Origin of the sequence: Amycolatopsis eburnea (genome assembly GCF_003937945.1) — a bacterium.
Lineage (GTDB): Bacteria > Actinomycetota > Actinomycetes > Mycobacteriales > Pseudonocardiaceae > Amycolatopsis > Amycolatopsis eburnea.
In genome coordinates this window covers 1,170,160-1,194,041 of the sequence record NZ_RSEC01000036.1, presented here as the reverse complement: position 1 = coordinate 1,194,041, position 23,882 = coordinate 1,170,160, and the positions used below count along the sequence as shown (strand labels likewise).

Genomic DNA, 23,882 nt, shown 5'->3' with positions numbered 1-23,882 from the left:
CGCGCTCCTTACGAGGCAGGCGGTTCGAAGCGGCCGTCGACGGCGGTCCAGCCGCCGTCCACGGCGAGCACGGAGCCGGTGACGAACGACGAAGCGTCCGAAGCGAGGTACACGACCGCGCCGGCCAGCTCGTCCGGACGCGCCCAGCGGCCCAACGCGCCCTTCGCCGCGTACGCGTCGTACCACTCGGGGTTCGCTTTGATCTGCGCGGTCAACGGCGTTTCGACGACGCCGGGCGCGATCGCGTTGACCCGGACGCCGGCCGGGCCGAACTCCGCCGCCGCGGTCCGGAACAGCTGGACCAGCCCGGCTTTCGTGGCCGCGTACGGACCCTGGCCGGGCTCGACGGTCGTGCCGCGGATCGACGAGAAGCCGATGATGCTCCCCCGCCCGCGCGCGACCATGTCGGCGCCGAAGACGCGCACGACCTCGAACGTCACGCCGAGGTTCAGCGCGATGACGCGGTCGAACTCCTCCCGCGTGTACTCCAGCAGCCGCTTGCGGACGTTCGTCGCGGCGGTCAGCACGACGACGTCGAGCGGGCCGAGGTCGCTCGCGGCCCGGTCGACGGCGCCGGGTGCGAGCAGGTCGATTTCGTACGCCTCGCCGACGCCGGCCTCGCGCGCGGCTTCGAGGTCGCGGTCCGCGCACACGACGTCGGCACCGTGCGCGGCCAAGGCTCGCGCGGCTTCGCGGCCGATGCCCCCGGCGCCGAGCACGAGCGCGCGGCGGCCGTCCAAGCGGAACAACATCGAGTAGTTCACGGGCGCAGCACCGCCATCCGCGTCACGGTCAGCTCTTCGACGGCGAACCGCGGCCCTTCGCGGCCGATGCCGGAGTCCTTCACCCCGCCGTAGGGCATGGTGTCCGAGCGGAAGCCGGGCACCTCGTTGACGACGACGCCACCGACTTCCAGCTCGTCCAGCGCGCGGAACGCCGTGTTCAGCGACTTGCTGTAGACGCTGGCGTGGAGGCCGTAGCGGGACGCGTTGACCGCGGCGAAAGCTTCGTCCACATCGGACACCGTGCGCACGCAGACGACCGGGCCGAAGATCTCTTCGTCCCACGCCTCGACGCCGTCGGGGACGTCGAACAGGACGGTCGGCCGCAGCAACGTTCCCTCGACACCGCCGCCGACCTGGCGGGCGCCGGACTTCTCGATCCACGCGGCGACGCGCTCGGTCGAAGCGGGGTCGATCAGCGCGGACACCCGCGTCTTCTCGTCCCGCGGATCGCCGACGACGACTTCGTCGAGCCGGGCCAGGAGCCGTTCGGTGAAGTCCGAAGCCACCGACTCGACGACCAGCACCCGCTGCACCGAAATGCACGCCTGGCCGGAAGCGTAGAAACCACCGCGCAGCACGGCGTCCACCGCGGCTTCGAGATCGGCGTCCTCGGCGACGACCAAGGCCGCGTTCGAACCCAGCTCCAGCAACGTCTTCGTGGGCGCGGCGTCGCGGGCGATGCGGTGGCCGACCGCGGCCGAGCCGGTGAACGACACCGCGCCGATCCGGCGGTCGGTCGTCAGCGCGGCGCCCACGGCGGCGTCGCCGGTGACCAGCTGGACCATGGCGGGCAGCGGCGCGAGCGTCCGGACCAGGTGCACCAGCCACAGCGTGGCCAGCGGTGTCTGCGGCGCGGGCTTGACGATCACCGGGCAGCCCGCGGCGATCGCAGGGGCGATCTTGTGCGACGCCAGCAGCAGCGGGTAGTTGAAGCCCGCGATGCCGACGACGACGCCGATCGGCTTGCGCTTCCAGAACCCGACCAGCCCGTCACCGGACGGCAGGAGGTCCAGCGGCACGGTCTCGCCGTGCAGCCGTGACACCTCTTCGGCGGCGGCTTCCCAGGTGACGATCGTGCGCGCGACCTCGACGCGGCAGTCGACCAGCGGCTTCCCGGTCTCCAGCACGAGCAGGTTCTCGAACTCCTCGCGCCGATCCCGCACCGCCGAAGCGACGTCGTTGAGCAGCGAACGCCGGACCCGCGAAGGCAGCGAAGCCACTTCGCGCGCGATGGCGACAGCTTCGTCGACAGCCTGCCGAGCCAGCTCGGGCGTGCCGACCGGCGCGGTGCCGATGACGTTCCCGTCGTAGGGGAAAACGATTTCTTCGGCATCCACAGTGGACACCCAGCCCGCTCCGACCGGCAGGCCGCCGGGGTACTCAGCCATCGTCGCCTCCGCTCAGCCGGGCCAGCTCGGCGCGCAGGTTCGGCGCGGCGGCCAGCAACTCCCGCGTGTACTCGTGCTGCGGCGCTTCGTAGACCTGGTCGACGTCGCCGAGCTCGACGATCTCGCCTCGGCGCATCACGGCGACGCTGTCGCAAACGTGCCGGACCACGCCGAGGTCGTGCGACACGAAGATCAGCGTCAGCGCGAACTGCTCGACCAGCGACGCGAGGAGGTCGAGGATCTGGCCGCGCACGGAGACGTCGAGCGCGCTGACCGGCTCGTCGGCGAGCAGCACGCTCGGGTTCGGCGCCAGCGCGCGGGCGATCGAGATGCGCTGCCGCTGGCCGCCGGAGAACTGGTGCGGGAAGCGCTGCGCGGCGTCGACCGGCAGGCCGACGGCGGCGAGCAGTTCGGCGACGCGATCGGGTTCGCGACGGCCGAGCGGCTCGGAAACGATGTCCAGCACGCGCATGCGCGGGTCGAGCGAACCCATCGGGTCCTGGAAGACGATCTGCAGGTCCGACCGCAGGAAGCCGAGCTTGTGTTCGGGCAGGTTGTCGATCCGGCGACCTTGGAACGTCACCGTGCCCGCGGTCGGCTTGTCGAGCGCGGCCAGCAGCCGGACCAGCGTCGACTTGCCGGAACCGGACTCGCCGACGATGCCGAACCGCTGCCCGGCCTCGACGTCGAAGCTGACACCGCGCAGGGCGTGCACGTCCCGGCGGGCGTAGCGGCGTTCGAGGTCGCGGACTTCGACGATGCTCATCGGCGGGCCTCCAGGTCCGAAGCGGCCAGGAGCTTTCGCGTGTACTCGTGCTTCGGCGCCGTCAGGACTTCGCGCGTCGAGCCCGCTTCGACGATCTCGCCGTCCAGCATCACGAGCACGCGTTCGCACACCGACGCCACCACCGCGAGGTCGTGGCTGATGAACAGGAGCGCACTTTCACGTGAAAGTGCGGCTTTGATCAGGGTGAGGATCTGGGACTGCACGGTGACGTCGAGCGCGGTGGTCGGCTCGTCGCAGATCAGCAGCGACGGCTCGTTGGCCAGCGCCATCGCCAGCACCACCCGCTGCCGTTGCCCGCCGGACAGCTGGTGCGGGTACGCGCGCGCGGTGCCCGCCAGCCCCACCGCGTCGAGGAGGTCTTCCGCGCGGTGGCGGCGGCCGTGGATCCGGCCGGGCTCGGTGACCTGGCGGCCGACGCGCATGGCCGGGTTCAGCGCCGTCATCGGCTCCTGGAACACCATCGCCAGCTCGTCGCCGCGCAGCCGGGACAAGTCCTTTTCGGACATTCCGAGCAGCTCGCGGTCACCCAGCCGGATCGACCCCGACGCGCGGAGTTCGTCCGGCAGCAGGCCCATGATCGACAACGCGGTCAGCGACTTGCCGGACCCGGACTCGCCGATCAGGCCGACCCGCTCGCCCGCCCCGATTTCGAACGACACGTCACGGACGAGCGAAGAAACGCTGAGGCCACGCACCGAGAGCGTCATACGCGGGCCGCCAATCGGGGGTCCAGCCGGTCGCGCAGGCCGTCGCCGAGAAGGTTGAAGCCGAGGACGGCGACGGCGATCGCGATGCCCGGCACCAGCGCCAGCCGCGGGTGCACGGTCAGGAGTTCCTGGGACTCCTGCAGCATCCGGCCCCACGACGGCGTCGGCGGGCGCGTGCCGAAGCCGAGGAACGACAACGCCGCTTCGGCGAGCACCGCGATCGCGAACGACACCGAAGACTGGACGATCAGCAGGCCGGAGATGTTCGGCAGCACGTGCCGCACGGCGATCCGCGGCCGCGACCGGCCGCCGGCCCGCGCCGCGAGGACGAACTCGGTGCTCATCACCTGCAGCGTCCCGGACCGCGCGATCCGGGCGAACGACGGGATCGTGGCGATGCCGATCGCGACCATCGCGGTCAGCGTGTCCGCCCCGAACACCGCGCCGAACATGATCGCCAGCAGCAGCGCGGGGAACGCGAGCACGAGGTCGTTGACGCGCATGACGAACTCGCCGAGCCACCGCGGCGACATCCCGGCGAGGATGCCCAGCGGCGTGCCGATCACGGCGGCGATGCCGACCGCGACGACGCCGACGTACAACGTCGTCCGGGCGCCGACCATGATCTGGCTCAGCAGGTCGCGGCCGAACTTGTCGGTGCCGAACCAGTGCGCCGCGCCCGGGCCGAGCAGCCGGTTCGCCGCGTCGACCTTCACCGGGTCGAACGGCGTCCACACGAACGACAGCAGCGCGGCGAGCACGACCAGCCCGACGAGGACCCCGCCGATCACGAGATTGCGCATCACGAACCCCGCAATCGCGGATCGAGCACGGTGTAGAGGACGTCGACGACGAAGTTGACCAGCAGCACGCCGACCACGAGCACCAGCACGATGCCCTGCACGGTCAGCAGATCGCGGGCGGCGACGGCGTCCAGCAGCATCGACCCCAGGCCCGGCAGCACGAACACGCGCTCGACGACGACCGCGCCGATCAGCAGCGTCGCCAGCTGCAGGCCGAGCACCGTCACCACGGGCACCGACGCGTTGCGCAGGCCGTGGCGCACCAGCGCCTGTCCGGGCCGCAGGCCCTTGGACCGCGCGGTGCGCAGGTAGTCCTGGCCCAGGGTGTCGAGCACAGCGGACCGCACGTACCGCGTGAGCACCGCGCCCTGCACCAAGCCCAGCGACAACGCGGGAAGCACGAGCCCGCGGAAGAACTCGCCGAAGTCCTGGTTCGGCGGCGTCCACCCGCCGGACGGCAGCCACCGCAGCTGCACGGCGAAGATCTGCACCAGGATGATCCCGGCGAGGAACGCGGGGATCGCGACGCCGATCTGCGACAGCCCGGAAACCCCCGCGCCGGACGCCTTCCGGTGCTTCACCGCGGCGAACGTCCCGGCAGGCACGGCGATCACCAGCGCCACCAGCATCCCCGCGCCGACGAGCCAGAGCGTGACGCCGAGGCGGTCGAGCAGCTGCGGCCCGATCGCGTCGCGCGTGACGTACGAACGGCCGAAGTCGCCGTGCAGCACGCCCCCGATCCAGTCGAAGTACTGCGTCACGAGCGGCCGGTCGATGCCGAACTCCGCGCGCGTCTTGGCGAGCAGCTCCGGCGTCGCGTTGACGCCGAGCGCGACCTGCGCCGGATCGCCCGGCAGCACGGCCATGAAGAGGAACACGATGATCGACGCGACCAGGACGCTGACCACGAAGATCGCCAGCCGGCGCAGCACCTTCGCGGTCATCGCGGCGCCAATCCGGTGAGGTCGAACGACTCGCTGACCTGGTTCCGCGTGAACCCGCCGACCTTGGCCTTCGCCACGATCACGTTGGGGAACAGGAACAGCCAGTCCGCGGCCGCGTCGGTGTTCAGCTGCCGCGCCACCTGCTTCATGTCCGCCACCTGCTGCTCCGGCGTCCCGCTGTCGGCGGCGGCGAGCAGCTGCTGGACGCGCTTGCTGTCGTAACCCCAGTAGTACTTCGGTTTCCCGAACGTCGTGATGTCGCGCGCTTCGACGTGCTGGATGATCGACAGGTCGTAGTCGTGGTCGGTGAACACCTGCTTCAGCCACACCGCCGGGAAGTCGAGCGGCTCGATCGTGGTCCGCACGCCGACGTCGGCCAGCTGCGACTGGACGACCTGCGCGGCCGATACGGCGTACGGCAGGTTCGGGATCCGCAGGCGCAGGTTCAGGTTCGTCGCGCCGGCTTCGGTCAGCATCGCCTTGGCGCGCCCGGGATCGAACGGGTAGACGTTCGCGAGGTCCTCGTACCAGGGGTCGGTCGGCGGGACCATGCTGCCGATGAGCGTGCCGCGGCCGGCCCACGCCGTGTCGAGCAGCGCCTTCCGGTCGATCGCGTACGTCAACGCCTGCCGCACGCGGACGTCGTTCAGCGGCGCGCGCTGGTTGTTCATGGCCAGCGTGACCTCGGAGTTCGACGTGCCCTGGATGACCTGGAACCGGTCGTCGGCCTGGAACTGCGGGATCGAGTCGGGCGCGGTGATCGCCGAGATGACGTCGATGCCGTTGCTGGACAACGCGTTGTTGAGCGCGGTCGGGTCCTTGATGTACTTGAGGACCACGGTCGAGTACGCCGGTTTCCGGCCCCAGTACCCGGGATTCGCCTTCAGCACCACGGAGTCGCCGCGCTTGCGCGCCGAAACGACGTACGGCCCGGTGCCGACTGGCTTGTTCGCCAGGTCCGCGACGCCGGTGGGGCTGAACATCGCGCCGAGCCGGCTGGTGAGGCTGAACAGCCAGCCGTTGGACGGCTTCGAGAGCACGACCCGCGCGTGGTCCGGGGCCACGACGTCGACGTGGTCGACGACGTCCATCGTGGACTTGATCGAGATCGTCCAGTCCGTCTTCACGCGCAGCAGCGAGAACTTGACGTCTTCGGCGGTGAAGGGCGCGCCGTTGCTGAACTTCACGCCCGGTCGCAGCTGGAAGTCGTAGGTCTTGCGATCCTGGCTGACCGTCCACGACTTCGCGAGCAGCGGCACCACGCGCCCCTGCGAGTCGAGCTTCACCAGGCCTTCGTAGACGTTGTAGAGCAACGCCTGCGGGATCGCGGCGCCGTCCGTGCGCGTGAAGTCGAAGTTCGCCGGCTCCGCCGTGAAGCCGACGGAGAGCGTGTCCGGACCTGCGGAAACGCTGGCGGACGAGCCGGCCGAGCAGCCGGACACCACGAGCAGCAGCGCCGCTGCCACCACGTGAAGTCGGGCTTTCATTCGGCCTCCAGCTCAGTACACTGGTCAGACCAGTAGCCTGACATTGCGGGGACGACGAGGTCAAGGGATGCGGTTCGAACCGGTGGCTCCGGTCCGCGCGTACGAGCGGGTCGTCGAGCAGATCGAGCAGGCCGTGATCAGCGGCGAGCTCAAGCCGGGCGAACGGCTGCCGAGCGAACGCGAGCTGATGACGCAGTTCGGCGTCGGCCGCTCGACGATCCGGGAAGCCCTGCGCGTGCTGCAGGCCGCCGAAATGATCCGCTCGCGGCCCGGTGACCCGCGTGGTCCCGAAGTGCTGGCCGCGTCCCCCGCCGCGTTGCACCGCTCGATGCACCGGCTCGCGCGGGCCAACCACGTCGGGCTCGCGGAACTCCTGCAGTTCCGGATGATCCTCGACGGCTCGGCCCACCTGCTCGCGGCGGAGCTGCGCACCGACGACGACCTGGCCGGCCTCGACACAGCACTGGAGTCCATGCGCGAAGGCGTTTCGCACGGGTACGCCGAGTTCAGCCGCGCCGACGTCGCGTTCCACGAGGTCATCGCGCGCATCTCGCGCAACCCCTTGCTGGTGGTCAGCGAAGAAGTCGTGCGCGGGGTCGTGCTGGAGCTCATCGAGGACAAGCTCGAGCACGCCAGCAACCGGACGTCGCTGATGCGCACCTGGCTCGCGCACCACGCCGAGGTGCTCGACGCGATCCGGGCCGCCGACGGCGCCGGCGCGGCACACCTGGCCAAACAGGCGTTGTACGACAACTACGCCGAATACGTCCCCGCGCCGCAACGCCCGCTGCTCGCGCCGTTGCTGCGGTCCTAGACTCGGCCGGGTGGACGCGGCGAAACGGGACGGTGTCGGGCTCGCGCTCTCCGGGGGTGGTTACCGGGCGATGCTCTTCCACGCCGGCGCGCTCTGGCGGCTCAACGAACTCGGCTGGCTGCCGAAGCTGACGACGGTGTCGAGCGTTTCCGGCGGGTCGATCGCGGCCGGGGTGCTGGCGCACGCGTGGCACAAGCTGTACTTCGGCGACGACGGCGTCGCGGAGAACTTCGGCAAGGAAGTCGTGCAGCCGCTGCGGAAACTGGCCCGCACGAACCTCGACGTCCCGGTGACGCTGAAGGCCATGCTGATGCCGTGGCGCAGCGCGGGCAAAGAGCTGGCGCGCCGCTACGCGAAACACCTCTTCGGCGACTGCTGCCTGGCCGACCTGCACCCGGCCGGGCCGAACTTCGTGTTCACCGCGACCAGCCTGCAGGACGGCTCGCTGTGGTGGTTCTTCCGCCAGTCCGGCCCGCACGGGCGGATTCCCCTCGCGACGGCGGTGGCCGCGTCGTCGGCGTTCCCGCCGCTGCTCTCCCCGGTCGTGATCCCGGACCCGCACCAGCCCGAGCGCAAGATCGTGCTCAGCGACGCGGGCGTGTACGACAACCTCGGCCTGGACCCGATCGAGAACCAGCGCGCGACCGTCCTGGTCAGCGACGCGGGGAAGAAGATGAAGCACGAGGAAAAGCCGCGGCGCAGCTGGCCGCTGCAGCTGTTCCGCGTGCTGACCGTGATGGACAACCAGGTCCGCGAGCTGCGCACCGGCTCGCTGCTGAAGTCCTACCAGGACAAGCGGTTCGCCGGGACGTACTGGGCGACCTACAGCGACATCGCGCACTTCGACCTGCCGGACGCGCTGCCGGCGCCCGTCGAGCTGACCCGCGCGCTGGCCGTGACGAAGACGCGGCTCACCAGGATGCCCGAGCGGACGCAGGACCACCTGATCAACTGGGGCTACGCGGTGTGCGACGCCGGGATGCGGCGCTGGGTGTGCCCGGAAACCACGCTGAAGCCGCAGTTCCCGTACCCCGGCTCAGGCGTCGGCTAGCTTCGCGTAGACGACGATGTTGTCCTGGTAGCTGTGTTCGGCGTGGTCGAACGCGCCACCGCAGGTGATCAGCCGCAGCTCCGGCTTGTCACTGTTGCCGTACACGGCTTCGCGCGGGAACGTGTCCTTCGGGACCTGCGTGACGCGGTCGACGACGAACTTCAGCTTCCTGCCGTCGCTGCGGTCGACGTCCACCTCGTCGCCCGGGACCAGGTCCTTGAGCTTGTAGAAGATGCCCGGCTTCTTGTCGCCGTCGACGTGCCCGAGCACGATCGCCGGGCCGACGTCCCCGGGCACCGGCGAGAGCTTGTACCAAGCCGCCTGCATCGGCGTGTGCACCGACGGGACGGAGATCGAGCCGTCGGGCTTGACCGCCACCGCGAGCAGGCTGGACTCCGCGCCGATCTTGTGGATCTTCACCGACGTCGGCCGGAGCCCCTTGAACGGCACGGTCACCGGCACCGACGAGGGCACCGGCGCCGGCGCGGCCTTCGGCTGCTCCGGGGTGCCGCACGCGGCGAGCGCCAGCACGAGGGCGAGTGCGGCACCCGCCCGCCGGGCGCTCACCAGGCCGTGCCGCCGAAGCCCGTCTCGACCCCGCCCTTGGGCGTGACCTTGACCTGGGCCTTCGGCGCGCTGTTGCCCGGCGCGGCCGATGTCGGCGCCGAGGTCGCGGACGTCGCCGTCGTGACCGGCGCGGTGCTCGACGGCGCGGTGCTGGTGGTCGTGACCGGCGGTTCTTCCTGCTCGAACTCGACCACGCCGGTGCCCTCGACACCGGCGCAGGTCCAGCTGAACTTCGCCGTCGTGGTGCCGGCCGGGGCGTCGACCACGCGGACCGAGTAGTTCCAGTAGCGGCCGTCGGACTCGTCCTGGTCCGGACCACCGGTGACGCTCAGGTACTGGGTCGCGACGTTCCCCGGCGCGCCGGCCGCGCAGGCGATGACCAGGACGCCTTCGCCGCCCAGGCCGACGAACCCGTGCCCGACGTTGTCCTGGTAGGTGTCCTTCGGCGGCTCGCTCGCCGTCGTCGTCGTGCTGGTCGGGTCGGGCTCGTCGGTCTTCACCGAGTCCGTGAGCGACGGCGTCGTGGTGGTTGCGGTGGTCGCCGTCGTCGACGGTGCCGTGGTCGTGGTGGTCTCGCTGGTGCTGGGCGCCGTGGTGGTCGTCGCCTCGGACGTCGTCGAGGTCGTCTCCGGCGTCGTGGTGTCCGTCTGGGCCAGTGCGGCCGGTGCGGTGGCGGCGGTGATCAGCGCGCCCGCCGCGGCGATACCCGCGACCCGGCTCAGCGTTCTACCCACGGTGGACTCCCAACGGCGAGGACCTGCGATGCCGGACTATCGAGGGCCCACCCGTCCGCGTTACTCCGGGAGGGCGAAGCGCAGGTCCTGCCAAAGGTCCTCGGGATCCTCCAAACCGACGCTGAACCTGATGAGCCCCGGCGGCACGCGCTCCTCGCCGGCGAGCCACGCCCGCCGTTCGACCAGGCTTTCGACGCCGCCGAGGCTGGTCGCCGACCGGATCAGCCGGACCGCGGCGCAGAACGCGTCGGCCGTCTCGGCGTCGGCCAGCTCGAACGCGACCATCATCCCGAAGCCCGGGTAACGCACCCGGTGGACCGCGGGGTGCCCGGCCAGGCGTCCGGCGAGCAGCGCGGCGGTCTTCGACTGCTCGGCCAGCCGCACCGGCATGGTCCGCAGCCCGCGCAGGGCGAGCCACGCCTCCAGCGCGCCCGGCGTCGACCCGACGCGGGTCCGCGCACCCTTCAGCTCCTCGGCGACCGCCGGGTCCTTGGCCACGGTGATGCCGAGCAGCAGGTCGCTGTGCCCGCCGATGGCCTTGGTCGCGCTGTGCACGACGACGTCCGCGCCCAGCTCGAGGGGCCGCTGCTGCAACGGCGTCGCGAAGGTGTTGTCGACGACGACCCGCCCGCGCGCGGCGGCGGCGATGGTCTCGATCGCCATCACGTCGAGCGTGGGGTTGGTCGGCGACTCGAGCCAGACCAGGTCCGCGGTGGCGGCCTCGGCGACCCAGGCGTCGGTGTCGGTCGGCTCGAGTTCGGTGACGGCGAGCTTGCCGAGCTTCTGCGCGTGGGCGAGCACCCCGCGCGTCACGGCGTAGCTGAACGTCGGCACGACGACCCGCGACCCGACCGGCAGCAGGTCCAGCACCGCGGAGAGGGTGGCGACCCCGGACGCGAACGCCGTCGCGTACCCGCCTTCCAGTGCGCCGACGGCTTCTTCGAGCGCCAGCCAGGTCGGCGTGCCGTCCCCGCGCGCGTACACGAAATCGCCACCGGCCTGGTACGTGCTGGTGGCGACGAGCGGGGTGTTGAGCGGCTCGCCGGGGCCGTGCGGGCGGCCGGCCGCGATGGCCTTGGTGCGGGGCGTCCAGTCGTCCATGCGATCACGGTAACCCGCGGTGGGTAGGCCGGGCCGCCCGCGCGTCCGCGAACGGCCCGGCCTGGTCTCAGTGGGCGTACACCTCGAACTCGTACAGCGAGTAGCCGTACTTCGTGCCGCGCTGGACGCCCTGCATCTTCACGAACCGCGCTGATGTCGGGGCGAACGAGACGTTGTCCTGCCCGCCGTCGCCGTCGGTGACCACGGCCGCGTCCGTCCAGTTCACCGCATCCGGCGAAGTCTGGATCTTGTAGCTCTTGCCGTACGCCTTCTCCCAGCTCAGCAGCACCCGGCTGACCTGCTGGACCGAGCCCAGGTCGACGGTGATCGCCTGGTCGTCGCTCCAGTCGCTGGCCCAGCGGGTCGAGGCGTCGCCGTCGATCGCGTTCGACGCCGGCGAGTTGTAGAAGCCGGTCTCGGCGCTGGTGGCGCTGACCGTCTTCCCCGGCGCGAGGTTGGCGATGTTGTCGCCCCGGTGCGCGGCGTACTCGACGACCTGCTGGAACGTCGGGCGGTTCTGCCAGCTGATCTTGTCCTGCGTGATGCCGCCCAGCGGGTTGTGCACGATCGTGTCGGCGCACCACTGGTCGCCCGCGGAGCAGGTCGCGTCACCGGGGTAGACGGTGTTCGCGGCCTGGCCGGCGGCCGTGGTCAGCGAGTCGACGAGCGCCTGGCGGCACGTCGTGACGTTGCCGCCACCGCAGAACGTCTGGCCGAGCGGGCCGGCCACCGGCTGGCCGAGCACCTGCCGGAGGTCCTTGCTGACGTAACCCCACCAGCCGAACTGGAACGACGAGCCCTTGTGCGGCTGGCCGGTGTGCTGCCCGTTGCCGTTCTGCCAGCCGGACGGGCTTTCGTTGATGCCCAGCACACTCGTCATCGCGTTGTAGGCGTCGTCGCCCATGCCCGGCTTGAACTCGGCCTGGACGAGCAGCGGCCACCAGGCGTCGAAGATGCGGATCGCGTCGGCGTCCGCGTACGCCTTGCTGCCCGGCGAAGTCTCCTTGCGCAGGTGGCCGTTCGCGAGCCACGTCTTGAGCTTCGCCTCGGCGTCCGCGGCCGCGCCGGTGGTCGGCGTCTTGTCGAGCACCTGCAGCAGCAGCGGCAGGACGCGCTCGGCACGCAGGTCAGCGAGCGCGGCGTCCGCCATCGCCTGGGTCAGGTTGACCCGGGTGACCTTGGTGCCGCTGGAGATCAGCTGCTTGACGCGCGAGTCGAGCAGGTCGACGCGGTGCACGGCGGACTTGTCCGCGCCGGCGGCCGCGTAACCGTTGGCCTGTGCGTTGTTCCAGCTGACGTAGTAGTCCTGGTTGATCGACTGCGGGTGCTGCGACGCCGGCGTGTAGGTCGCGACGTTGCCCGCCGGGTTCCAGCCGTTCCAGTCGTGGCCCTGGTCGCCCCACACCGGCATGTTCGGGTCCACATCGGACTGCCGCGAGGGGTTGCTGCCCGAGTTGAAGTAGGCGATGTCCTTGGAGTCGGCGTAGAACCAGTTGAACGTGTAGTTGATGTCGGCCGCGGCCTTCTGGAAGTCCGCCGCGGACTTCACGAAGCCCGGGTCGTTCAGCTCCTGGAAGCCGATCAGCGAGTCGACCTCGTGGAAGTAGGACGAGCGCAGCGCCGCGTACGCCACCGGCTTGCCGCCGACGGTCGCCCGGCTCTGCACCGGCCCGTACTTCGTCCGGTAGCTGCGCAGGGTGTACGAACCCGCCGCGGTCCCGTCGGCCACGGTCGGCTTCCAGGCGTTCTTCACCTCGACGGTGTCCATCGGGATGCACTGGCCCTGCCAGGTGTAGTAGTTCGAGTCCTTCGTCGGCGCCTTGCCGCTCGGGTCGCACAGCGTCAGCGCGTAGGTGTCGATGATGTCCTGCGCCGAGGTCGTCGCGCTCCACGAGTAGTCCTGGCCGCGGCCCAGCAGCGTGTACATGCTCAGGCCGGCGAAGGCGGCGCCGCGCGAGCTGATGCCCGGGCCCTGCAGTTCCTGCAACAGCAGCAGCTGCGGGGCGAAGTACCCGGTCTGCGGGCCGAACACGGCGACCGGGTGGCCGCTGGCGGTCTTCGCGCCGGAAACGAGCAGCGCGTTGGACATACCGTGCTTCTCGCTCAGCATGTTCCCCGGCAGCACGCCGTCCTCGAACATCCCGCGGGCGGGCTCCTGGTCGGCGGGCGCGGCGACGTCCACAGTGGACGGTGTCGCGGTCGAAGCCGAACCGGTCTGGTCGAACACCAGCTGCTGCCCGGTCACCGACCCCTTGTCCGGCATGGCCCGCCCGACCGCGTTGGCCGGCGTCTTGCCGTACGGGAAGGTCTGGCCGTCGTGCAGCGTCTTGACGGCTTCGGGGTCGTCCTCCGAGCGCAGGCTCTGCCACACCTTCTCGCCCTGCACGACGCCGTACTTCTCCTGCATCGCCAGCTTCGCGATGGCGTTCTGCACCTCACCGCCGCCGCCCGCGCCGAACTCGGCGCCGACCAGTGAGGCGAGCGCGACCAGGTCGGTCAGCTTGAACGGGTCGATCGACCCGGCGTTGGTGATCGAGTCGACGTGCCCGGTCAGCACGTACTCGCCCGGGAAGTACCGGCCGTTGTAGGAGTCGCTGATGTACTTGTTGATCCCGTCGACGTAGGCCTGCGCGTCGGCGAGCCCCTGCGCGCCGCGCGGGCCGCTGTTCGCGACGCGGTCGATCTGCTGCTGCAGCTCGGCTTCGGTGTACGGCGCGTTCGCGAAGAACTGCTGCTCCAGCTCGCGGTTGGCTTCCGCGCCGCCGGCGAACGGGGTGACCTGCCCGCGCGCGGCGTGGCGCAGGACGTCCATCAGCCACAGCCGGTCCTGCGCGGCGGCGTACCCCGCGCCGAACTCGGTGCCCGAGCGCGTGGTGCCGGTGATGTGCGGGACGCCGAGTGCCTTGTCCCGCACGATCGTCACGTCCGAGCGCGGCTTGGTCGTGCTCGCGACCTGGTCGGCGGCGACGCCGAACGACGAGTCGTTGAAGTACTGGTTGATCGCGCTCGTGGTCAGCGTCTTGTAGCCGTTGGCCAGCGAGGCGTACTTCCCGAGCTGGTCGGAGGCGTGCGCCGGGCGGGTGCCGAACACCTTGTGCGCGAGGATGTCCGCGAGGGTGGCGTTGCCGTTCTCGCCGGGCGGCAGGATGTCGCTGCACTGCCCGCCGCAGTAGTCGTCGGGCGACCCGGCCGCCTGCGCGGCCGGCGCGGTGACGGCGACTTGGGTCAGCCCGGCCACGAGGGCCCCCAACGCCGTGAAGGTCAAGGCTCGGATGCCTCGTCGCATGCCGGGCTCCCCTCAGCTCAGAAGAGTGACGAAGCGCACGCTACCGAGCAGTAGGACAAGTGTGAAGAGTTTTCGCGTTTTTCCCTCCTTGGGCGTAGGCCGATCGGCGCAGCCCCTCACGCGTGGGTACGGTGAGGCCCATGACCTTGGAAAAGCCCCAAATCGACCGCCCGGACGGCCCCGCGCCGGCCGACCTCGAGATCACCGACATCACGGTCGGTGACGGCGCCGAAGCCACGCCGGGCAAGACCGTCACCGTGCACTACGTCGGCGTCTCGCACTCGTCGGGCGAGCAGTTCGACGCTTCGTGGGACCGCGGCGAGCCGCTGCGCTTCGGCCTCGGCGCCGGCCAGGTCATCTCCGGCTGGGACAAGGGCGTCGCGGGCATGAAGATCGGTGGCCGCCGCAAGCTCGTCATCCCGCCGCACCTGGCCTACGGCGACCGCGGCGCGGGCGGCGTGATCAAGCCCGGCGAAACCCTGATCTTCGTCGTCGACCTGGTCGGCGTGAACTAGGTTGTCCGGCGGTGGCGGGAAGAGCCCGCCACCGCCGACCCGCACTGGGGGGATCCGATGCGCACCCGCGCGCTCCTTTCCGCAGCCTTCTTCGCGCTCACCGCGGCGGTCGTCACCGCCACGCCGGCTTCGGCCGTGGCCAACGGCGCCGACGTCCCGCCGGGGACGTTCAAGTTCGCCGCGAAACTGACCATGACGGACATCCCGAAGCCCGACGGCACCAAGTACAACAGCGCCTGCTCGGGGTCGCTGATCGCCAAGAAGTGGATCATCACCGCCGGCCACTGCTTCCACGACGCGGCCCGCAACCCGGTCTCCGGCCCGGTGCCGTACCCGACGTCCGTGCTGCTGGGCACCACGACCGTGGACCAGCCGGGCATCACCCGCAACGTCGTGACGGTGTACCAGTCGCCGAGCAACGACATCGCGATCGCGGAACTCGACAAGGCCGTCTACGGCATCGAACCGCTGACGCTCAGCCGCAAGGCGCCGGTGGTGGACCAGAAGGTCGTGCTGGCGGGCTGGGGCAGCCTCACCGCCGTCGACCCGACGCCGGGCACGAAGCTCCAGCAGGGCTTAATGAAGGTCGCCACCGTCGACCCGCAGTACGCCGGCGTCAAGGGTGTCGCCCCGACGTCGACGACGAGCGCGTGCACCTACGACTCGGGCGCGCCGTACTTCGTCCCGGCCGGCAAGGGTGGCCGCATCGTCTCGGTGGAGAGCGACGGCCCCGACTGCCCGCACGACCAGGCCGAGTCGACCGCTCGCGTGGACGTCGTCGCGGACTGGATCGCCTCGCACTTGGGCTGAACAGCGTATTTCGGCGCGGTGTGGCGTCACTACCCTCGAAAGTGATCACCTGCCTTCGACCGCCGGTCTCGCCACCGCGGGACAGGCGGCGGCCGTGGCCAACGGCTCCGACGTCCCGGCCGGGACGTACCAGTTCGCCGCGAAGCTCACCATGACGAACATCCCGCGGCCCGACGGCACGAAGTACAACAGCGCGTGTTCCGGCGCGCTGATCGCCAAGAAGTGGATCATCACCGCGGGCCACTGCTTCCACGACGCCAACCGCAACCGCGTCTCCGGGCCGGTCCCCTATCCGACGTCGGTGCTGCTCGGCACGGTCAACCAGAGCACGCCGGGCGTGACGCGCAACGTCGTCACGGTCTACCAGGCGAGCGCCAACGACATCGCGATCGCGACCCTGGACGCGGACGTCACCGGCATCACGCCGCTCACCGTCAACCGCGTCACGCCGTCGGTCGGGCAGCTGCTGACGCTCGCCGGCTGGGGCAGCCTCACCGCCACAAACCCGGCGCCGTCGACGAAGCTGCAGCAGGGGACGGTGAAGGTCGGCCAGGTCGCCGCCTCGACACTCGGTGTGCAGGGCGTCGCGCCGACGACGACCACCAGTGCCTGCGTCTACGACTCGGGCGCGCCCTACTTCGTCGCCGGCGGGTCCGGCGGGCAGCTCGTGTCCGTCGAGTCGACCGGGCCGGACTGCCCGCACAACCAGCTCGAGACCACTTCGCGCGCGGACGTCGTCGCGGACTGGATCGCTTCGCACACCGGGTGACCGGCCGGCCGGGCGTCACCCCCGAGTGACGCCCGGCCAGGGAATTCCCAGCACGCCGCGGCGCCAATAGCCTCGAACGTCGACCACCCGCTCGACGAAGGGGAAGAATGCGCCTGCGCGCCCTGCTCGCCGCCGCCGTCCTGACCATCACCTCCGCGCCGACGGCCTGGGCCGTCGCCCACGGCTCCGACGTCCCACCGGGTCAGTTCGGGTTCGTCGCGAAGCTCTCGATGACGAAGATCCCGCGCCCGGACGGCTCGACGTACTCGAGTTATTGCACCGGCGCCCTGGTCGCGCCCGGCTGGGTGCTGACGACCGGGCACTGCTTCCACGACGCCCACCGCAACCGCGTCTCGGGCAAGGTCCCGTACCCGACGACGGTGACGCTCGGACTGGTCGACGAAGCCACCGAATCGGGCGTGGCCCGCAAGGCGACCGAGGTCCTCCAGGCCAAGGAGAACGACGTCGCCCTGATCCGCCTGGACACCCCGGTGACGACGGTGCCCCCGCTGGCGGTGAACCGCACGGTCCCGAAGGTCGGCCGGCAGCTCACCCTGGCCGGCTGGGGCAGCCTGACGGGCACGAACCCGGTCCCGGCCCAGCGCCTGCAGCAGGGCACGGTCGCGGTGGCGAAGGTCGACCCGACGACGCTGGGCGTCCGCGGCGCGGCCCCGGAGATCACGACGAGCGCGTGCACGTACGACTCGGGAGCCCCGTACTTCGCGGACGGCAAGCTGGTCGCGGTGGAGGCGACCGGACCCGGCTGCCCGCACGCGGGGATCGAAACGACGAGCCGGGCGGACGTGATCGCGGACTGGATCACCACCCACACGGCGTAACTTCGCCCAGGGCGAACACAACCCCCGTGACATACCCCACGGACCACGAAAGGTGCCCACGGCACCGTGGGGGTCCGGGGGCTCGGCCCCCGGGAAAGACCAGGCCAACGGGAAAAGGGGCCGGTCGCGCTAGCGGCCGGCCCCTTGAACAGCGTGGGCGAGGAGGGAGTTGAACCCTCACGTCCTTTCGGACACACGGACCTGAACCGTGCGCGTCTGCCATTCCGCCACTCGCCCGAGTGCTTCCTTGCGGCAGCGAGGAGAAGACTAGCAGGTCGTTTGAACGGGTTTCACCGGGGGCCGTGTAGAGGCTCGCTCACCCGGATAGGATCGATGCGGAAGCACGAGCGTGAGGAGGTTTTCCCCGGTGGGCCGCGCCGAGAGATTCGACAGGCGACTCGAGAACCTGGTGGGGAACACTTTCGCGCGCATGTTCGGTGGCAACGTCGTCACGCAGGAAGTGGCGATCGCCCTGGAACGGGAGAGTGAGGAGAACGTTCGTGAGCTGGCAGGCGGTCGGCAGCTCGCCCCGAATCACTACATCGTGTCCTTGGGGACGGCTGACCACGAGCGCATGGCCGGTGACGAGCAGCGGGTCACCCAGGTGCTGGCCAAGGCGGTGGCGGAACACCTCGCCGCCGAAGGCCTGGACACCTATGGTGACGTCGTCGTATCACTCGAGCGCAACGAGGCGCTGCATACTGGACAGTTCAAGACCCGTTCGTCCGTCGATCCCGACGCCCGCCCCTCAGGCGCCGGTTCACCGCGGTCGGCACGACCCAGCAACGCAGGAGACCCAGCAATGAGCCAGCCCCCCGGCTACGGCCAATACGACCAGGGTGACCCGTACGGCCAGCAGGGCCAGTACGGCTACGGACAGCAGGGTGGCCAGCAGCCCGGGTACGACCAGGGTTACGGCCAGCAGCAGGGTGGTTACGACCAAGGTGGCTACCAGCAGGGTGGCTACGACCAGGGCGGCTACCAGCAGGGCGGTTACGACCAGGGCGGCTACGCCCAGCCCCAGCAGGGCGGCTACGACCAAGGTGGCTACCAGCAGGGCGGTTACGACCAGGGCGGCTACGCCCAGCCCCAGCAGGGTGGCTACGACCAGGGCGGCTACCAGCAGGGTGGCTACGACCAGTACGGCGGCCAGCAGCAGGCCGGGTACGACCAGTACGGCGGCCAGCAGCAGGCGGGCTACGACCAGTACGGCCAGCAGCAGGCGTACGGCCAGCCGGCCGGTGACCCGTACGGCCAGCAGCAGGGTGGGTACGCCCCGCCCGCGGCCGGGCGCCAGCTCGCCGCGAGCCTGCAGCTCGACGACGGCTCGAACCGCACGTACTCGCTGAAGCAGGGCGGGAACGTCGTGGGCCGCGGCCAGGACGCGGACTTCCGCCTCCCGGACACCGGTGTTTCGCGCCGGCACCTGGAGATCACCTGGGACGGCCAGAGCGCGACGCTCGCCGACATCGGTTCGACCAACGGCACGACCGTGAACGGGACCCCGGTCCAGACCTGGCAGCTCGCCGACGGCGACGTCATCCGGGTGGGGCATTCGTCCCTCGTGTTCCGTACACAGGGCTGACTCGGGGCACGGAATACTGTTCCCGCAGAATTGACGTGCGGGGGGACCGCGGCGTACCCGCGTCGCGGCTGCACGGACGAGTCGGGAGCGGACACACCAAGTGCCAGAGCTGGTCGTACAACTCACCAGGGTGGGCTTCCTCGTGCTGCTCTGGCTCTTCGTGTTCGCCGCGCTCAGAGTCGTCCGTTCGGACCTCTACGCGGCATCGGGCATGCGCGTCCAGGTGCCGACGTTCGGGCGCAAGAAAGAGAAGAAGCCGCGCAACAGCAAGTCCCCGCAGCAGCTGCTGGTCACCCACGGCGCACTGGCGGGGACACGCATCGCGCTGGACGGCCGGCCGATCCTGATCGGCCGGGCCGACGACTCCACGCTGGTGCTCGACGACGACTACGCGTCGACCCGGCACGCCCGGATCGCCCAGCGCGGTGAGGACTGGTACGTGGAAGATCTGGGCTCGACGAACGGGACCTACCTCGACCGGGCTAAGGTCACTGCACCCCTCCGGGTCCCGCTCGGAGTCCCCATCCGGATCGGCAAGACGGTGATCGAGCTTCGCCCATGACTCTCGTCCTCCGCTACGCAGCCCGCAGCGACCGGGGCCTGGTGCGTTCGAGCAACCAGGACTCCGTGTACGCCGGCCCTCGCCTGCTCGCGCTCGCCGACGGTATGGGTGGCCACGCGGCGGGTGAGGTGGCCAGCAAGGTCGTCATCGCCTCGCTCGCCCCGCTCGACGACGACGAACCGCGCGACGACCTCCTCGCCCAGCTGCGGGAGGCGGTGGCCAACGGCAACGCCGCCATCGCCGAGCTCGTCTCGCAGGACCCCGATCTCGACGGCATGGGCACGACGCTCACCGCGGTGCTGTTCGCGGGCTCGCGCCTGGGCTTGGTGCACGTCGGCGACTCGCGCGCGTACCTGCTGCGCGGCGGCCAGTTCGCGCAGATCACGCGGGACGACAGCTTCGTCAACGAGCTCCTCGAGCAGGGCCGCATCACGCCGGAAGAGGCGGCGGTGCACCCGCAGCGGTCGCTGCTGCTCAAGGCGCTGACCGGGCACGAGGTGGAGCCGAGCCTGACCGTGCGCGAGGCCCGCGCCGGCGACCGGTACCTGATCTGCTCGGACGGCCTGTCCGGCATGGTCAGCGACGAGACGCTGACCGAGGCCGTGCAGATCCCGGACCCGCAGCAGTGCGCGGACCGGATGATCGAGCTGGCGCTCAAGGGCGGCGGCACCGACAACGTCACGGTGATCATCGCCGACGTGGTCGACGTCGACTTCGGCGAGGACGCGCCCATCGTGGGCGGCGCCGCCGGGGACGGCAGCGACGAGCTGCACCAGGGCGATTCGCCCGCGGCGCGGGCCAGGGCCCTGACCCAGCCGCCACCGCAGCAGCGCCCGGAACTGCCGCAGCCGACCGAAGACCCGAAGGCCAAGCGGCGGAAGCGGTTCCGCTGGCTGGCCGGGGCGCTGGTGGTCCTCGTGGTGCTCGCCGCGGCCGCCATCGCCACCCGGTACTTCGTGCTGAGTCAGTACTATGTCGGCGAAGGTGCGGACGAGGAAGTCGTCATCTACCGCGGCGTCCCCGGCAGCATCCTCGGCATCGACCTGCACACCTACGAGCAGGGCTCCTGCCCGCCCAACCAGGTGTGCACGGACAAGCTGCGCGTCACCCAGCTCCAGGAGGACGCACGGCTCGCCGTGCAGAACGGCGTCAAGAAGGACAGCCTCGACGACGCCCGGAAGTACATCGACGACTTCCTGCAGCTGCACAAGCGCCTGAACAACTGCGCGCCGACGGGCGGTCAGACCTCGCCGACGCCGACCAACCCGGTCACGCCGACGACGATCCCGTCGGCCCCGGCCGGTTCCACTGCTCCATCGTCGGCGAACCAGCCAGCGGGGAGGGACTGCTCGACGCCGAGTTCGACGGCACCGACGACGGGAGGCGGTAACTGATGGGCCAGCCCGTCGCGCGTTCCGCCGAACCGCTCGCCGCCCAGTTCCAGACGAACCCGCCCCGCGAAGTCCCGACCCGCCGCAACACCGAACTCGTCCTGCTGGGGTTCGCGACGTTCATCGTCACGATCGCCCTCGTGCTGGTGGAAGCGAACCAGGAGCAGGAACTCACGACGTCGATCCTCTGGCTCGGCCTCGCCTACCTCGGCGTGCTGACCGGGGCGCACCTCGCCGTCCGCAAGTGGGCGCCGTACGCGGACCCGGTGCTGCTCCCCTGCGTCGCGCTGCTGAACGGCATCGGCCTGGTGATGATCCACCGGATCGACCTGGCGCTGGCCGAACGCGCCGTGCAGAACGGCAAGGACTACACGCCCGCCGTCACCGCGCAGGTCCTGTTCACGGTGATCTCGCTGGTGTTCTTCGTCGTCGTGCTGATCGTGGTCAACGACCACCGCACGCTGACCCGCTACGGCTACACCGCCGGCCTGGTCGGGATCGTCGCGCTGGCGCTGCCCGCGCTGCTGCCGTCGAGCCTGTCCGAGGTCAACGGCGCCAAGGTGTGGCTGAAGCTGCCGTTCTTCTCGATCCAGCCGGGCGAGTTCGCGAAGATCCTGCTGATGATCTTCTTCGCATCGTTCCTGGTGTCGAAGCGGGACCTGTTCATGGTGGCGGGCAAGAAACTCGTCGGCGTCGAGCTGCCGCGCGCCCGCGACCTCGGCCCGATCCTCATCGCCGCGTTCGTCTGCATCGGCATCCTGGTGTTCGAGAAGGACCTCGGCACCTCGCTGCTGTTCTTCAGCGTCATCTTGGTGATGCTCTACGTCGCGACCGAGCGGGTCATCTGGGTCGTGCTCGGGCTCAGCTTCTTCGCCGTCGGCTGCGTCATCGCCTACAACCTCTTCACGCACGTCCAGCAGCGCGTGGCGAACTGGCTGGACCCGCTGGCCACCTACGACCAGGCGGGCGGCGGTTACCAGCTCGCACAGGGCCTGTTCGGGCTCGGCACCGGCGGCGTCGGCGGCACCGGGCTCGGCGCCGGACGGCCGGACATGGTGCCCGAGGCGGCCACCGACTTCATCACCGCGGCGATCGGCGAAGAGCTCGGCTTCATCGGGCTGGCCGCCGTCCTGATGCTGTACTTGCTGGTCGCGATGCGCGGCATGCGCAGCGCGCTCGCCGTGCGCGACACGTTCGGCAAGCTGCTCGGCGGCGGGCTCGCGTTCACCATGGTCATGCAGATCTTCGTCGTCGTCGGCGGGGTCACGAAACTCATCCCGGAGACCGGTATCACCGCGCCGTTCCTGTCCAAGGGCGGCTCGTCGCTGCTCGCGAACTACATCCTGGTCGCGCTGCTGCTCCGGATCTCCGACGCCGCCCGCAAGCCGGCCACCCGCCCGAAGCCGCAGCAGCAGCCCCAGGCGCCGATCGCGGAAGCGCACACCGTGCTCGTGCAGCGCCCGCCGGCGGACGGGGGCGCGCAGGCATGAACACCCCGCTCCGCAAGGTCGGCATGGCGATGCTCGTCATGGTCGTCCTGCTGCTGGCCAACGCCACCTACATCCAGGTGGTGAAGGCCGACGACTACCGCACGGACTCGCGCAACGCGCGCGTGCTCTACGACGAGTTCGCCCGCCAGCGCGGCAAGATCGTGTCGCAGGCCAACGGCGAGGTGCTGGCGAGCGTCGACCCGTCCAACGACAAGTACAAGTACATCCGGACCTACGCCGACGGCCCGATGTACGCGCCGGTCACCGGCTACTACTCGATCAACTACGGCGCCGGCGGGCTCGAGCGGTCCGAGGACGACGTCCTCAACGGCTCCGACCCGCGGCTGTTCGTGCGGCGGCTGTCGGACATGGTCACCGGCCGCGACCCCAGCGGCGGCAACGTCCGGCTGACCATCGACCCGGCCGTGCAGAAGGCCGCGTACGACCTGATGACGCAGAAGGGCTACACCGGCGCCGTCGTCGCGCTGGAGCCCAAGACCGGCCGGATCCTGGCGATGGTCTCGACCCCGTCGTACGACCCGAACAAGCTGGCTTCGCACACGTCGAAGGCGCAGACCGACGCCTGGAACGCGAACAACAAGGACCCGAAGAAGCCCATGCTGAACCGGGCGATCTCGGAGACCTACCCGCCGGGCTCGACGTTCAAGCTCGTCACCGCGGCGGCCGTGCTCGAAGACGGCAAGGGCCCGGACACCCCGGTCGACCCCGCGCCGAACACGAAGCTCCCCGGCACCAGCGTCACGCTGGAGAACTACGCCGGCGCCGCCTGCCCGGGCACCACGTTCAAGGACGCGCTCGCGCACTCCTGCAACGTGCCGTTCGCGCAGTTCGCCGGCCAGCTCGGCGCGGACAAGATGAAGAAGACGGCGGCGAACTTCGGCATCGGGCAGACCGACCTGACCGTGCCGATGAAGGTCGCGCCGTCGACCGTCGGCCCGCTCGACTCGCAGGGCGCGCTCTACCAGAGCGGCATCGGCCAGCGCGACGTCCGGCTGACGCCCCTGCAGGACTGCCTGCTCGCGGCCACCGTGGCCAACGGCGGGATGGCGATGAAGCCGCAGCTGGTGCAGTCGGTGCTGGCCCCGGACCTGTCGACCATCGAGGACTACAGCCCCACCGAGCTCACCGGCACGGCGGCACTTTCGTCGTCGAACGCCGCGATCCTCAAGGACATGATGATCGCTTCCGAGGGCTTCACCAAGGGCGGCGGCAAGCGCGCGGACATCCAGATCGCGTCGAAGACCGGTACCGCCGAGCACGGCACGGACTCCAAGAACACCGCACCGCACGCCTGGTACACCGCCTTCGCCCCGGCGAACGACCCGCAGATCGCGGTCGCCGTCATCGTCGAGGACGGCGGCAACCGCGGGCTCGCGGCCACCGGCGGCACCGTCGCGGCGGAGATCGGCCGCGCCGCGATCAACGCCAAGCTCGGGGGTGGATAGC

At 70.4% G+C, this 23,882-nt stretch carries 22 protein-coding genes and 1 tRNA gene; 11 read left to right on the top strand and 12 right to left on the bottom strand.

Annotation, left to right across the window (positions count from 1 at the left end):
• Positions 1 to 8: 8 nt before the first annotated feature.
• The 7 genes from EIY87_RS18400 to EIY87_RS18370 are packed head-to-tail and all read right to left on the bottom strand — an operon-like array spanning position 9 to position 6,901.
• On the bottom strand, positions 9 to 764 hold the full coding sequence (locus EIY87_RS18400) for an SDR family NAD(P)-dependent oxidoreductase (RefSeq protein WP_125309494.1): 756 nt from the start codon (positions 762 to 764) through the stop codon (positions 9 to 11).
• The gene (locus tag EIY87_RS18395) at positions 761 to 2,173 is read right to left on the bottom strand and encodes an aldehyde dehydrogenase family protein (RefSeq protein WP_125309491.1); all 1,413 of its coding nucleotides are present in this window, start codon (positions 2,171 to 2,173) and stop codon (positions 761 to 763) included. The genes EIY87_RS18400 and EIY87_RS18395 overlap by 4 nt, the downstream gene beginning before the upstream one ends.
• Positions 2,166 to 2,939, bottom strand: a complete 774-nt coding sequence (locus tag EIY87_RS18390) for an ABC transporter ATP-binding protein (protein ID WP_125309488.1) — start codon at positions 2,937 to 2,939, stop codon at positions 2,166 to 2,168. The genes EIY87_RS18395 and EIY87_RS18390 overlap by 8 nt, the downstream gene beginning before the upstream one ends.
• A complete protein-coding gene (locus tag EIY87_RS18385; RefSeq protein WP_125309486.1) occupies positions 2,936 to 3,667 on the bottom strand; it encodes an ABC transporter ATP-binding protein in 732 nt (243 codons plus the stop codon). The genes EIY87_RS18390 and EIY87_RS18385 overlap by 4 nt, the downstream gene beginning before the upstream one ends.
• Positions 3,664 to 4,470 (bottom strand): ABC transporter permease, encoded by an 807-nt coding sequence (locus EIY87_RS18380; RefSeq protein WP_191984147.1) that lies wholly within the window; start codon positions 4,468 to 4,470, stop codon positions 3,664 to 3,666. The genes EIY87_RS18385 and EIY87_RS18380 overlap by 4 nt, the downstream gene beginning before the upstream one ends.
• Entirely contained in the window at positions 4,470 to 5,414 is a 945-nt protein-coding gene (locus EIY87_RS18375) for an ABC transporter permease (protein ID WP_125309483.1), read from the bottom strand. The genes EIY87_RS18380 and EIY87_RS18375 overlap by 1 nt, the downstream gene beginning before the upstream one ends.
• Positions 5,411 to 6,901, bottom strand: coding sequence for an ABC transporter substrate-binding protein (locus tag EIY87_RS18370; RefSeq protein WP_191984146.1), 1,491 nt, complete (start codon positions 6,899 to 6,901; stop codon positions 5,411 to 5,413). The genes EIY87_RS18375 and EIY87_RS18370 overlap by 4 nt, the downstream gene beginning before the upstream one ends.
• Before the next feature lie 67 nt (positions 6,902 to 6,968).
• Between EIY87_RS18370 and EIY87_RS18365 the strand changes: the two genes are divergently transcribed.
• Positions 6,969 to 7,715: a FadR/GntR family transcriptional regulator gene (locus EIY87_RS18365; protein ID WP_125309481.1), complete on the top strand. Its 747-nt coding sequence runs from the start codon at positions 6,969 to 6,971 to the stop codon at positions 7,713 to 7,715.
• Between the two features lie 10 nt (positions 7,716 to 7,725).
• On the top strand, positions 7,726 to 8,766 hold the full coding sequence (locus EIY87_RS18360; RefSeq protein ID WP_125309479.1) for a patatin-like phospholipase family protein: 1,041 nt from the start codon (positions 7,726 to 7,728) through the stop codon (positions 8,764 to 8,766).
• Here EIY87_RS18360 and EIY87_RS18355 read toward each other — a convergent pair.
• The 4 genes from EIY87_RS18355 to EIY87_RS18340 form a co-directional block, all read right to left on the bottom strand.
• The gene (locus EIY87_RS18355) at positions 8,752 to 9,333 is read right to left on the bottom strand and encodes a class F sortase (RefSeq protein ID WP_125309477.1); all 582 of its coding nucleotides are present in this window, start codon (positions 9,331 to 9,333) and stop codon (positions 8,752 to 8,754) included. The two genes, EIY87_RS18360 and EIY87_RS18355, sit on opposite strands and share 15 nt — an antisense overlap.
• Positions 9,330 to 10,067, bottom strand: coding sequence for a hypothetical protein (locus tag EIY87_RS18350; RefSeq protein ID WP_225439923.1), 738 nt, complete (start codon positions 10,065 to 10,067; stop codon positions 9,330 to 9,332). The genes EIY87_RS18355 and EIY87_RS18350 overlap by 4 nt, the downstream gene beginning before the upstream one ends.
• 60 nt (positions 10,068 to 10,127) lie before the next feature.
• On the bottom strand, positions 10,128 to 11,168 hold the full coding sequence (locus tag EIY87_RS18345) for a trans-sulfuration enzyme family protein (RefSeq protein ID WP_125309475.1): 1,041 nt from the start codon (positions 11,166 to 11,168) through the stop codon (positions 10,128 to 10,130).
• A gap of 67 nt (positions 11,169 to 11,235) precedes the next feature.
• Positions 11,236 to 14,454, bottom strand: coding sequence for a penicillin acylase family protein (locus EIY87_RS18340; protein WP_191984145.1), 3,219 nt, complete (start codon positions 14,452 to 14,454; stop codon positions 11,236 to 11,238).
• Positions 14,455 to 14,594: 140 nt separating this feature from the next.
• On the opposite strand from EIY87_RS18340, the gene EIY87_RS18335 reads away from it, so the two are divergent.
• The 4 genes from EIY87_RS18335 (at position 14,595) to EIY87_RS18320 (ending at position 17,387) form a co-directional block, all read left to right on the top strand.
• A complete protein-coding gene (locus EIY87_RS18335) occupies positions 14,595 to 14,969 on the top strand; it encodes an FKBP-type peptidyl-prolyl cis-trans isomerase (protein WP_125309473.1) in 375 nt (124 codons plus the stop codon).
• A gap of 57 nt (positions 14,970 to 15,026) precedes the next feature.
• Positions 15,027 to 15,779: a S1 family peptidase gene (locus EIY87_RS18330; protein WP_125309471.1), complete on the top strand. Its 753-nt coding sequence runs from the start codon at positions 15,027 to 15,029 to the stop codon at positions 15,777 to 15,779.
• Between the two features lie 49 nt (positions 15,780 to 15,828).
• Positions 15,829 to 16,548 (top strand): S1 family peptidase, encoded by a 720-nt coding sequence (locus EIY87_RS18325; RefSeq protein ID WP_125309949.1) that lies wholly within the window; start codon positions 15,829 to 15,831, stop codon positions 16,546 to 16,548.
• Between the two features lie 107 nt (positions 16,549 to 16,655).
• Positions 16,656 to 17,387, top strand: a complete 732-nt coding sequence (locus EIY87_RS18320; RefSeq protein WP_125309469.1) for a S1 family peptidase — start codon at positions 16,656 to 16,658, stop codon at positions 17,385 to 17,387.
• 154 nt (positions 17,388 to 17,541) lie between these two features.
• On the opposite strand, the gene EIY87_RS18315 is transcribed toward EIY87_RS18320, so the two are convergent.
• A tRNA-Leu gene (locus tag EIY87_RS18315) sits at positions 17,542 to 17,624 on the bottom strand.
• A 130-nt stretch (positions 17,625 to 17,754) separates the two neighbouring features.
• Between EIY87_RS18315 and EIY87_RS18310 the strand changes: the two genes are divergently transcribed.
• The 5 genes from EIY87_RS18310 to EIY87_RS18290 all read left to right on the top strand — a co-directional run bounded on the left by EIY87_RS18310 (position 17,755) and on the right by EIY87_RS18290 (position 23,881).
• On the top strand, positions 17,755 to 18,972 hold the full coding sequence (locus tag EIY87_RS18310; RefSeq protein WP_125309467.1) for an FhaA domain-containing protein: 1,218 nt from the start codon (positions 17,755 to 17,757) through the stop codon (positions 18,970 to 18,972).
• Between the two features lie 100 nt (positions 18,973 to 19,072).
• The gene (locus EIY87_RS18305; RefSeq protein WP_003079002.1) at positions 19,073 to 19,534 is read left to right on the top strand and encodes an FHA domain-containing protein FhaB/FipA; all 462 of its coding nucleotides are present in this window, start codon (positions 19,073 to 19,075) and stop codon (positions 19,532 to 19,534) included.
• On the top strand, positions 19,531 to 20,928 hold the full coding sequence (locus tag EIY87_RS18300; protein WP_125309465.1) for a PP2C family protein-serine/threonine phosphatase: 1,398 nt from the start codon (positions 19,531 to 19,533) through the stop codon (positions 20,926 to 20,928). The genes EIY87_RS18305 and EIY87_RS18300 overlap by 4 nt, the downstream gene beginning before the upstream one ends.
• Entirely contained in the window at positions 20,928 to 22,415 is a 1,488-nt protein-coding gene (locus EIY87_RS18295) for an FtsW/RodA/SpoVE family cell cycle protein (RefSeq protein ID WP_125309463.1), read from the top strand. The genes EIY87_RS18300 and EIY87_RS18295 overlap by 1 nt, the downstream gene beginning before the upstream one ends.
• The gene (locus EIY87_RS18290) at positions 22,412 to 23,881 is read left to right on the top strand and encodes a peptidoglycan D,D-transpeptidase FtsI family protein (protein ID WP_125309461.1); all 1,470 of its coding nucleotides are present in this window, start codon (positions 22,412 to 22,414) and stop codon (positions 23,879 to 23,881) included. Before EIY87_RS18295 ends, EIY87_RS18290 begins: the two co-directional genes overlap by 4 nt.
• The last annotated feature ends 1 nt before the right edge of the window (position 23,882 follow it).